At 62.4% G+C, this 11,421-nt stretch carries 9 protein-coding genes and 1 pseudogene; 3 read left to right on the top strand and 7 right to left on the bottom strand.

Going from position 1 to position 11,421, the window contains the following annotated elements:
- From C998_RS14980 to C998_RS14965, 5 genes and pseudogenes are all read right to left on the bottom strand, one after another.
- Window positions 1–179: pseudogene (locus C998_RS14980) on the bottom strand (IS256 family transposase); the annotation flags it as partial.
- A gap of 233 nt (window positions 180–412) precedes the next feature.
- The gene (locus C998_RS14975; RefSeq protein WP_156001341.1) at window positions 413–1,357 is read right to left on the bottom strand and encodes a hypothetical protein; all 945 of its coding nucleotides are present in this window, start codon (window positions 1,355–1,357) and stop codon (window positions 413–415) included.
- 161 nt (window positions 1,358–1,518) lie between these two features.
- Window positions 1,519–1,737 (bottom strand): hypothetical protein, encoded by a 219-nt coding sequence (locus C998_RS14970; RefSeq protein WP_156001338.1) that lies wholly within the window; start codon window positions 1,735–1,737, stop codon window positions 1,519–1,521.
- A complete protein-coding gene (locus C998_RS0113310) occupies window positions 1,734–1,958 on the bottom strand; it encodes an addiction module protein (RefSeq protein WP_018871372.1) in 225 nt (74 codons plus the stop codon). The genes C998_RS14970 and C998_RS0113310 overlap by 4 nt, the downstream gene beginning before the upstream one ends.
- Before the next feature lie 89 nt (window positions 1,959–2,047).
- On the bottom strand, window positions 2,048–2,656 hold the full coding sequence (locus C998_RS14965) for a hypothetical protein (protein ID WP_156001335.1): 609 nt from the start codon (window positions 2,654–2,656) through the stop codon (window positions 2,048–2,050).
- A 273-nt stretch (window positions 2,657–2,929) separates the two neighbouring features.
- Here C998_RS14965 and C998_RS0113305 point away from each other — a divergent pair, with 273 nt between their 5' ends.
- Complete coding sequence (locus tag C998_RS0113305) at window positions 2,930–4,216, top strand: integron integrase (RefSeq protein ID WP_018871371.1); 1,287 nt, start codon at window positions 2,930–2,932, stop codon at window positions 4,214–4,216.
- 96 nt (window positions 4,217–4,312) lie between these two features.
- Here C998_RS0113305 and C998_RS0113300 read toward each other — a convergent pair whose 3' ends face one another.
- Window positions 4,313–5,551: a ribonucleotide-diphosphate reductase subunit beta gene (locus tag C998_RS0113300; protein WP_018871370.1), complete on the bottom strand. Its 1,239-nt coding sequence runs from the start codon at window positions 5,549–5,551 to the stop codon at window positions 4,313–4,315.
- A gap of 63 nt (window positions 5,552–5,614) precedes the next feature.
- A complete protein-coding gene (locus C998_RS0113295; protein WP_018871369.1) occupies window positions 5,615–8,515 on the bottom strand; it encodes a ribonucleoside-diphosphate reductase subunit alpha in 2,901 nt (966 codons plus the stop codon).
- A 349-nt stretch (window positions 8,516–8,864) separates the two neighbouring features.
- Here C998_RS0113295 and trxB point away from each other — a divergent pair, with 349 nt between their 5' ends.
- Window positions 8,865–9,908, top strand: coding sequence for a thioredoxin-disulfide reductase (trxB, locus tag C998_RS0113290; protein WP_018871368.1), 1,044 nt, complete (start codon window positions 8,865–8,867; stop codon window positions 9,906–9,908).
- A 13-nt stretch (window positions 9,909–9,921) separates the two neighbouring features.
- Entirely contained in the window at window positions 9,922–11,208 is a 1,287-nt protein-coding gene (locus C998_RS0113285) for a GNAT family N-acetyltransferase (protein ID WP_018871367.1), read from the top strand.
- The last annotated feature ends 213 nt before the right edge of the window (window positions 11,209–11,421 follow it).

The following is an 11,421-nucleotide window of genomic DNA, read 5'->3' as shown; positions in this document are numbered from 1 at the left end:
TAGCCATTGCGCACCACTGCCCGGCGCCCGTCCGGCAAGCGGTCCTCCGCGTAGCGCTCCATGAACGTCTGCAACTCGGCCTCCACCGCTTGCTTGATCAGATCCCGCGCCCCGCGGCGCAGCAGATCGGTCAACGGGTCCTCTGGTCCGTTCGGGATGTCTGTCGTATCGTGAGCCATGGTGGCGTATCTCCTTTGGCTGGCTGGTTGCTCGCACTTCCATTCCAGCCGGATACGCCGCCTTCCTCAATCCCCCCGTACACCACTTTCGACAGTAACTCCATAACGCCGGACATGAGCGGCAGCGGAAAAGCGCAAGCTTTTTTGCCGTCCGCTCGATGGATTTGTTGGGCGCCGCCGAGTTGCATGCCGCCCACTAGCGAGTGCGATGCCGATCCTAGGGCTGCTGACCGCTAAAGTTCTTGCAGGAAATCCCTAAGCCCCAATTGATTAGGTGAAACCCATGTGTATCGGTGCGGCGTATGCGCCAAGGAATTTTCCGGGCTATATAGAAAAACCCTATCATAAACCTGATTGTTGAGGGCGTGCTCAACCGCATTGACTATATGGGCATCTTCATGCCGAAATCCAAACCCGATTATTGCAAGTGTCCTGTCCTGCCATGGGCCGCGCTCTGAAAATGACCCTCTGAACCGACTGTTATAAAACCTTAAAGCCTTCTCAGATCCAATAATCCCTTTCTTTACTTCCGAATCCCCCACGACCACCACAGGCCAGCGGTAAGGTGGATCATTGTACCTAGTGCGCTTGTTTGGTTTATATCTCAAATCTCCGTGAAGATGGCAGATGCTGAATTGCGCCTGAGCATCCTTCCTTAGGCTCCCGTACCCGTCCCAGAAGTCGGTGGTTACCCGTCCGCGCTTATAGTTAGGACCGTAGATCATGTGATCAAATAGCGCATCAAAATTCACGGTGTAATAGTTAACCGCGTTGTACTTCTGCCCTATAACGTCGAGCGCAGGGTCAAAATGATTTACAACACCAAGCATCTGTTCAAGCGATACCGTGAGCTGCCGCTCTATCTCATCGAGCGCCTCGACAATGCTCTCCTGAAGGTCAGACTGGCGAAACAAATCAAGAAAAGCCTGCTCGTTGACGTTGAATCGAGCCAAATCCGCCTTCGTTTTTTCTATAGTAAGATTGATGGTTATCAACCCGCCCAAAATATAATCAAACGACTCTGGGCTAAACATCGCGCTCACGTGAGGCGGGAGCCTATGATACACATTGGAACTAATCTTCTGATAGGTAAAGCCAATAAGGTCTCGCGCCTCCGGACACTCGGCAGAAATTCCCATGTTAATCCCCGCACCGGTCAGTATTGTTAGCTCTCGCACACTCCCTCCATCCTGTTATGCCCAACGCCTTGCTCACCGGAAAATTGGGAGCGCAGCGAGCAGTTTTTCTGTGTGCAGCAACTTGTTAAAGCCTGCCGAGCCGATACTGGGGACGACGACGGTCATGAGCGACTGCCAGAATCTGTATGATGTGGGCCTGCTCAAGATAGATCAGCGACAATGGAAATCGGTGGAGGGGGTGCTCTGCGAATATTGGGCTCAGCTTCAATCTGCCATGCCTTCGGCGTCTCACAGACAAGATTTATCAACGCTTCAAATTCTTCAATAAAAGCGTCACCCAAACCTGGAACACGGAATTCGTAATAACCCACTGACTCCAGGAATTCGGCTTCCGCTGCCGGGTGAGAATCATAAGTCATCTAACCAGTGCTCGCGCCTTCCTCAGTACCTCTTCCCCGGGGATGGTCTGAACCGTCCCTTCATTCAGCTCTTTGGCCCTGCGCTGAGCTTCACTCAGCCAGTCGGCTCTGAGCTCCTCCGGGGACGGAGAGTCAAGGCTAAGAACCAGTCGCTGGATCAACTGGGCACGGTCTTCCTTGGAAAGGTGCAGAGCTTCGTCTTCAACCTTCTGTCGGTCCATAGGACTAACCTCTGTTGTCTATGGGACAATATTTTCACGAATGCCCAAACAGTGCCACGGCATCAGTACTGGTTGCTTTAACGTTCTGCTCAGCCGCGCGAGGTACGAGCGTCGGCTGGAGCTTCTTGTTGGGTGTCTCCCGCCTTTTGTGCAACAGAAAACGGCATGAACTTGTGCTCACTATCGTGTTTTGAAGAAAGAAATTGTTTCACTTCATGGAGTACTTTCATATCCGCAATAAAGGCGTGCTCAAGCTTATGCCTTAGTTCAGCAAAGCGCACATATCTCTCTTGGCCTAGGACTATGAGACTATCGTCCCCATCCACTCTAAAAGAAACGTCCAGAAGTTCATGATTTATTTCAACCAACGCGTTCTGCACCTCATCGCTTAACCAGAGCCCCCGAACCATGCCCTCGGACATTCCTGCCATGAATTTATGGAACGTCTCTACCCCATAAGCAAAGATGAGATGGTATGGCCTGCCATCAACTCCGAGCGCGCTTGTCTTCAATAAGGATATCTGGCCTTCGATAACCTCGTACGTTTCTATTCGACGGTTGAGCACCGTCTTATAGTATTCGTCCGCATAGTCGAGTTTTTTGAGTGCTCTATTTACGATTCCTCCAAGAACTACCGTGACAACCGACGCAAGCACGGAGCTTGAAAGAACAATTACAACCAATTCGCCCGCTGTCATCAGACCCCCATCTTTTTTACACCCAACACTAGATTAGACAGAATCTGTCATATTGGTGATATGCAGAATCTGTATAGCACCTGATTCTCGCAGCGCCGGCCCTTGCTCTGGCAGCCGCTGTTCCTGCAGCATACCCATGAGCGAATCATGGATAAACAAGGAGGTCGGCTGATGGCGACAGGAAGTCGTGCCGAAAGGGAACGCCGTTTCTGGGAGCGATACCGGAATGTGGCTATTTCTCAAGGGGTTAAGCCAAAGTCGGTACGCTGGTACGTGGTCCGGGCGGAACGGTTTATCGCGGCGTATCCCGGTCGTCGCCTCGCGGAACTCGGGGCTGAGGATATCGCTCAGTATCTGACCAGCGAAGGGCAGAAGTCGTCGATTCAGGACTGGCAGTTCCGGCAGACCGTCGATGCTATACGGATTCTGTATAGCATCGTGAAGCCAGAATGGGCGACACCGCCGGACTGGGAGTTCTGGCGGGATTCGGCGCGTACGCTGGAGGCGCAACATGCCACGACGGCACGGGAGTTTGCGCCGGTTTCGCCGGAAGATTACGCACAACGAGTTGGCGAGACGCGCTTTACTCCGTTCATCCGCAAGCATCTTGATCTCTTTGCACGGCTGGCCTCGGCCATTCGTACACGGGGTATGGCGTTCCGCACGGAGAAGGCCTATCTCGGCTGGGCCTGTCGCTTTCTTTGGCATTTCGAGGAGCGGTCCCCGGATGAGCTTGGCGGTGCGGAAGTGGCTGCGTTTCTGGAACATTTGGTAGTGGAACGGAATGTCGCGGCCAGCACCCAGAACCAGGCGCTCAATGCGCTGGTGTTCCTTTACGAGAAGGTGCTGGAGAAACCCCTGGGTGATCTGGGAGCGCTCAGGCGGTCTCGTCGGCCAAAACGGTTGCCGGTGGTTCTTTCGCGCGACGAGGTCAACCGTCTGCTGGCGGAGCTCGATGGCATGCACTGGCTCATCGCCTCCCTGCTCTACGGTTCGGGCATGCGGCTGATGGAGGCGCTTCGTCTGCGCGTCCAGGATGTGGAGTTCGATCAGGGGCTGATCGTGGTGCGGCGAGGCAAGGGCGACAAGGATCGTATCGTCCCGTTGCCGCAATCGCTGCTCGATCCACTTTCGAGGCATCTCGAGGAGGCCCGGGCACTGCATCAACGAGACCTGGATGCCGGTTTCGGGGAGGCCCTGCTTCCGGACGCCCTGGCCCGCAAGTACCCCGCGGCAGCGCGGGAGTGGCGCTGGCAGTTCGTGTTTCCGAGCGGACGGCTTTCCGTGGACCCGCGAAGCGGTGCAACGCGTCGGCATCACCTGCACGAGACGGCCGTGCAAAAGGCGGTGACGTCTGCGGCCCGACGGGCGGGTATCGCAAAGAAGGCGAGCTGCCACACCTTGCGCCACAGTTTTGCCACACATCTGCTTGAGGGCGGTTACGACATCCGCACGGTGCAGGAATTGCTGGGCCACAGCGATGTGTCCACGACCCAGATTTACACGCACGTGCTGAACCGGGGCGGTCTGGCGGTACGGAGTCCGCTGGACCTGGCGTAACGTTCCACAAAAAAGGGCGCCGTCTTCCGGCGCCCTCCTCTGTTGCTGCGTGGCCATTTCCCTGGCTCCGCTTCTGTGGGTCTCGGCCTCGCCGGGTCAGTCCCAGCTCAGCGCGCCCCCGGTCTGGTATTCCGTTACCCGGGTCTCGAAGAAGTTCTTCTCCTTCTTCAGGTCGAGCACTTCGCTCATCCAGGGGAACGGGTTGTCGGCGCCGGGGTACAGTTCGGCCAGGCCGATCTGGGCGCAGCGGCGGTTGGCGATGAAGTGCAGGTATTCCTCGAACATGGGCGCGTTCATGCCGAGCACGCCGCGGGGCATGGTGTCGCGGGCGTACTGGGCTTCCAGTTCCACCGCGTCGGCGATCATGTTGCGCATTTCGTTCTTGAAGTCTTCGGTCCACAGGTGCGGGTTCTCGACCTTAATCTGGTTGATCACGTCGATGCCGAAGTTCATGTGCATGGATTCGTCGCGCAGGATGTACTGGAACTGCTCGGCCACGCCGGTCATCTTGTTGCGCCGGCCCATGGAGAGGATCTGCACGAAGCCGACGTAGAAGAAGATGCCCTCGAAGATCACGTAGAAGGCGATCAGTTCGCGCAGCAGCTTCTGGTCGTTCTCGGGGGTGCCGGTGCGGAAGTTCGGGTCGGCCAGGTGCTTGGTGAACGGCAGGGCCCACTCCGCCTTGGTGGCCACCGAGGGGACCTCGCGGTACATGTTGAAGATCTCGCCTTCATCCAGGCCCAGGCTTTCCACGCAGTACTGGTAGGCGTGGGTGTGCAGCGCCTCCTCGAAGGCCTGGCGCAGCAGGTACTGGCGGCACTCGGGGTTGGTGATGTGGCGGTACACGGCCAGCACGAGGTTGTTGGCCACCAGCGAGTCGGCGGTGGAGAAGAAGCCGAGGTTGCGCTTGACGATGGTGCGCTCGTCCTCAGTTAATCCATTCGGGTCCTTCCACAGGGCGATGTCCGCGTTCATGTTGATTTCCTGCGGCATCCAGTGGTTGGCGCAGCCGTCCAGGTACTTCTGCCACGCCCACTGGTACTTGAAGGGCACCAGCTGGTTGAGGTCGGCGTTGCAGTTGATGATCTTCTTGTCGTCCACGCGGATGCGCTCGGCGCCGCGCTCGATGTCCTCGAGGCCGGTGCCGGTCAGGGCTTCTTCATCGTAGTCGGGCGCGGGGCCGCCGGCGTTCTCGGGCTCGGGCGAGACGCTGGGGGCGGCGCCGGCGGTGGTCATCAGGTCTTCGTTTTCCTGGAAGCCCATGCCCGGACGGACCTTGGGTTCCTGCTGGTTTTCGCCTTTGATCGCGGCGATCGGATCGTCCCAGGACAGCATGTGCGTTCTCCTTGTCGATTCGGTGTTACGTGTTCGGTGTTCGGTTGAGGTCGGGGGCCTGCCTTACTGGCAGGCCTCGCAGTCGGGGTCGAGTACGGAGCAGGCGGCCGCGGAGTCGGAGCCCGCGGTGCTGTCACCGGGGCCGCCGGTCACGGCGTTGAGCTTGTTGGCCCGGCTGCTGTCCGCCACGGTGCTCTTTTCCACGTGGGTCGCCCCCATAGAGCGCAGGTAGTAGGTGGTCTTGAGACCGCGCACCCAGGCCAGCTTGTACAGGGCGTCCAGCTTGGGCCCGGAGGGCTCGGCCATGTACAGGTTCAGGCTCTGCGCCTGGTCGATCCACTTCTGCCGGCGCGAGGCGGCCTCGACCAGCCAGCGGGTATCCAGCTCGAAGGCGGTGGCGTACAGCGCCTTGAGGTCCTCGGGCACGCGGTCCAGGGGCTGCAGCGAGCCGTCGTAGTACTTGAGGTCGTTGACCATCACCTCGTCCCACAGGCCGCGGTCCTTCAGGTCGTGGACCAGGTAGGGGTTGATGACGGTGAACTCGCCCGACAGGTTCGATTTGACGAACAGGTTCTGGTAGGTCGGCTCGATCGACTGGCTGACCCCGCAGATGTTGGAGATGGTCGCGGTGGGCGCGATGGCCATGGTGTTGGAGTTGCGCATGCCCATGGTCTTCACGCGCTCGCGCAGGCTCTCCCAGTCCATGCGCCGGGTGCGGTCCATCTGCAGGTAGTCACCGCGCGACTCGGCCAGCTTGTCGATCGAGTCGATCGGCAGGATGCCCTGGCTCCACAGGCTGCCGGGGAAGCTCTCGTAGCGGCCGCGTTCCTCGGCCAGGTCGGTGGAGGCCTTGATGGAGTACCAGGAGATGGCCTCCATGGACATGTCGGCGAACTCCACGGCCTCTTCCGAGGCGTACGGGATGCGCTGCTTGTACAGGGCGTCCTGGAAGCCCATCACGCCCAGGCCCACCGGGCGATGGCGCAGGTTGGAGCGCCGCGCCTGGGACACGGAGTAATAGTTGTAGTCGATCACGTTGTCGAGCATGCGCATGGCCGTGTTCACGGTCTTCTCGAGCTTGGCGTGATCGAACTGGCCGTTCTCGTCCACGTGCGCGGCCAGGTTGACCGAGCCCAGGTTGCACACCGCGATCTCGTCGTCCGAGGTGTTCAGGGTGATCTCGGTGCACAGGTTGGAGCTGTGGACCACGCCGGCGTGCTGCTGCGGGCTGCGCAGGTTGCACGGGTCCTTGAAGGTCATCCACGGATGGCCGGTCTCGAACAGCATGCCGAGCATCTTGCGCCACAGGTCGACCGCGTTGAGGGTCTTGTACACCTTGATCTCGCCGCGCGCGGCCTTCTCTTCGTACTCGCAGTAGCGCTTCTCGAACTCCTCGCCCACCAGGTCGTGCAGGTCGGGGGTCTCGTTGGGCGAGAACAGGGTCCACTGGCCCTCCTCGGCCACGCGCTTCATGAACAGGTCCGGGATCCAGTTGGCGCTGTTCATGTCGTGGGTGCGGCGGCGGTCGTCGCCGGTGTTCTTGCGCAGCTCGATGAACTCCTCGACATCGATGTGCCAGGTCTCGAGGTAGGCGCACACCGCGCCCTTGCGCTTGCCGCCCTGGTTCACGGCCACGGCGGTGTCGTTGGCCACCTTGAGGAACGGGACCACGCCCTGGGACTTGCCGTTGGTGCCCTTGATATGGGCGCCCATGCCGCGCACGCGGGTCCAGTCGTTGCCCAGCCCGCCGGCAAACTTGGACAGCAGCGCGTTGTCGCGGACGGCGCTGTAGATGCCGTCGAGGTCGTCCGGCACGCTGGTCAGGTAGCAGCTGGAGAGCTGCGGGCGCAGGGTGCCGGAGTTGAACAACGTCGGCGTGGAGCTCATGAAGTCGAAGCTGGACAGCAGCTCGTAGAACTCGATGGCGCGCGCTTCGCGATCGATCTCGTTGATCGCCAGGCCCATGGCCACGCGCATGAAGAACGCCTGCGGCAGTTCGAAGCGCACCTCGTCGCTGTGGATGAAGTAGCGGTCATACAGGGTCTGCAGGCCGAGATAGGTGAACTGCAGGTCGCGCTCGGGCTTGAGCGCGGCGCCCAGCTTGTCGAGGTCGTAGCGGGTCAGCTCGTCGTCCACCAGCTCGAGCTCGGCGGCGCGGCGGATGTAGGCGCCGAAGTACTCCGGATAGCGCTCGGCGAGCTGGGCCTGGGTGGCCTCCTCGCGGCGGCCGGAGACAAAGCTCAGGGCCTCGCGCCGCAGGTTGTCCAGCAGCAGGCGGGCGGTAACCTCGGAGTAGTTGGGCTCCTGTTCGATCATCACGCGCGCGGCCATCACCAGCGCGGTGCCCACGTCCTTCTCGTGCACGCCGTCGAACAGGTTGCGGCGCGCTTCCTTGAGGATGCGCTCGCCTTCCACCTGGTCGATGCCGTTGCAGGCCTCGTCGACCACCGCCTTGAGGCGCTGCTCGTCGAGCGGCGAGCGGGTGCCGTCGGCGCGGGTCACGTGGACCACCGGCGCCTCGGCCTCCTCCGCCGGACCCTGCTCGGCGGCCTCGGCGGCGCGCTTCTGCGCCTGCTGCTCGCGGTACAGCACGTAGGCGCGGGCCACCTTGTGATGGCCGCCGCGCATCAGCGCCAGTTCCACCTGGTCCTGGATGTCCTCGATGTGGACGGTGGTGCCCTGGGTGCCGGCGCGGCGGAACAGGTTGTCGCTCACCTGCGCGGACAGCTCCTTGACGATGTCGTGGATGCGCCGGCTGGCCGCGGCGTTGCCGCCTTCCACCGCGAGGAAGGCCTTGGTGATGGCGACCTCGATCTTGGCCGGGTCAAAGCTGGTGACCTTGCCGTTGCGGCGGATCACCTGATGCTGGCCGGGGCTGGTGGCCATCACTTCCGCCGAGGGCTCGGACTGCGGCGGATAGGTCGTGTCCTGTGCGGATTCGGCAGTCTGGGTGTCGCTGTACATGGGGGCAGGCCTCGCGCGAAACGGTCATCTGGAAAAATCTGGGGTCATCGCCCGGCGATGACGTGGAATACTATAGATCGGGGATCGAGCTCTTGCCAGCCACTACATATAGTACTCGGCGAAATAACAAGCGGGGAACAACCTGTGGACAACTTCGGGGATTCGGCGTCCTGCCGCGGCTGGCGCGAGGGCCGCGGTTGTCCACCGGCGGCCCCATGTAGTGATGGCCCGGGGTCACGATCGGGGCGGAACGGGTTCATGAAATTCGCTTATCGCAACGGGTGTTGGACAAGCCTGCCCCGCGCCCCAATAATCCCGCCCATACGACCGATTTCATGGAGCGAGCAAAATGAGTGACGAGAAGCAGCCCGCGGGCATCATGGCCGCCACCGGGGCGGTGCAGGTTTCCTCCGAGAGCGACGAAGCCGCCAGCAAGTCCGGCGGGAACGAGCGCCATTGCCCGCTGCTGATCCTGGGCTCCGGCCCGGCCGGCTGGACCGCCGCGGTGTACGCCGCCCGCGCCAACCTCAACCCGGTCGTGGTCACCGGCCTGGAACAGGGCGGCCAGCTGATGACCACCACCGACGTGGACAACTGGCCGGGCGACGACGCCGGCGTGCAGGGCCCCGAGCTGATGGAGCGCATGAAGAAGCACGCCGAACGCTTCGACACCACGGTGATCAACGATCACGTGCATACCGTGGACCTGAACCAGCGCCCGTTCCGCCTGACCGGCGACCAGGCCACCTACACCGCCGATGCCCTGATCATCTCCACCGGCGCCTCGGCGCAGTACCTGGGTCTGGAGTCGGAAACGACCTTCGCCGGCAAGGGCGTGTCCGCCTGCGCGACCTGCGACGGCTTCTTCTACCGCAACCAGAAGGTGGCGGTCATCGGCGGCGGCAACACCGCCGTGGAAGAGGCGCTGTACCTGTCCAACATCGCCTCCGAGGTGACCCTGGTCCACCGGCGCGATTCGCTGCGCGCGGAGAAGATCCTGCAGGACAAGCTGTTCGAGAAGGAAAAGAACGGCAACGTGAACATCGAGTGGAACCACAACCTCGACGAGATCCTGGGCGACCAGACCGGCGTGACCGGCGCGCGCCTGAAGCACGCGCAAAGCGGCGAGACCAAGGATATCGACGTGATGGGCGTGTTCATCGCCATCGGCCACAAGCCCAACACCGACATCTTCCAGGGCCAGCTGGACATGGAGAACGGCTACATCAAGGTGAAGGGCGGGCAGGACGGCAACGCCACCGCCACCAGCGTGCCGGGCGTGTTCGCCGCGGGCGACGTGATGGACCACATCTACCGCCAGGCGGTGACCTCCGCGGGCACCGGCTGCATGGCCGCCCTGGACGCCGAGAAATACCTCGACGAGCAGCTGTGACGCGGACACGGCGGTGAGCGAGGAGCACTCGTCCGACGATCCCGGGACCCCGGGCGCGGAAGCCCGTGCGGCGACCGGTGAAGACCTCCCGCCCGCCGGGGTGGACGAGCGCATCGAGCTGCGCGACGGGCTGGGCGAGCTCGATCCCGCCGCGTGGGATGCCCTCACCGGCGGGCGCGAGCCGTTTCTGCGCCATGCCTTCCTCGAGGGGCTGGAACGCCACGAGTGCCTGGGGCGGGCCTATGGCTGGTTCCCCCAGCACGTGCTGATCTTCCACGACGACGCGCTGGTCGCCGCCGCCCCCGCCTACGCCAAGACCAACAACTACGGCGAGTTCGTCTTCGACTTCGCCTGGGAAGGGGCCTGGCAGCGCCAGGGTCTGCAGTATTACCCCAAGCTGGTGGTCGCGGTGCCCTACACCCCGGCCACCGGTCCCCGTCTGCTGGTACACCCCGAGGCCCCCGACCCGGACCGCCTGCGCCGTCAGCTGCTGCGCGCGCTGGTCTCGCGCGGGCGCGAACTGGAGGCCTCCGGGGTCCACGTGCTGTTCCCCGAGTCCGCCGACCGCGAAGCGCTGGCCCCGCTGGGGCTGCCCGAGCGCATGGGCTGCCAGTACCACTGGACCAACGCCGCAGACGGCGGCTATGCCGATTTCGATGCCTTTCTCGCCGCGCTGTCGTCGAAAAAACGCAAGAACATCAAACGCGAACGCCGGCGTGTCGCGGAAGCCGGCATCACCTTCCGCACCCTGACCGGGGCCACCGGCTCGCCGGAGGACTGGGCGCGCTTCCATCGCTTCTACGTGGACACCTTCGAGAAGCACATGGGCATCCCCACGCTCACCGAGGCGTTCTTCGTGGAGACGGCCGCCGCACTGGGCGATCAGGTGGTGCTGTTCGAGGCCCGCCGCCCGGAGAATGGCGATGGTGAGGATGGCGACGGCGAGACCATCGCCGCCGCGCTGTGCTACCGCAGCCACGACACCCTGTACGGGCGCTTCTGGGGCGCCACCGAGGAGCTGGACGCCCTGCACTTCGAGACCTGCTACTACCAGGGCATCGAGTTCTGCATCCGCGAGGGCCTCACGCGCTTCGAGCCCGGCGCCCAGGGCGAGCACAAGATCCCGCGCGGCTTCCTGCCCACGCCCACCTGGTCGATCCACGCGATCCTGACCCCGGGCTTCGACGGGCCGGTGCGCGATTTCTGCGAACGCGAGGCGGACCTGATGCGCAGCCACTGCGAGCGCCTGCACGAGCATTCGCCCTACCGCCAGGGAGAATCCGGCCATGCCCCCGATTAACCCCGCGATTAATCCCGTACGCGCAGGCGGCCAGCCCCTGGCCAATCCGGCGCAAGAGATTGCCCGAACGCACAATCGGCCGGAGGGCCGGCCTCCTACCGGCGGCAGGGTTCGCCCCGCCGTAGGAGGCCAGCCCCTGGCCGATCCGGCGCAAGAGATTGCCCGAACGCACAATCGGCCGGAGGGCCGGCCTCCTACCGGGGGCAGGGTTCG

It is taken from the genome of Thioalkalivibrio sp. ALgr3 (assembly GCF_000377325.1).
Classification (GTDB): Bacteria; Pseudomonadota; Gammaproteobacteria; order Ectothiorhodospirales; family Ectothiorhodospiraceae; genus Thioalkalivibrio.
The sequence above is the reverse complement of the archived record's forward strand: the minus strand, read 5'-3'. Positions and strand labels throughout refer to the sequence as shown.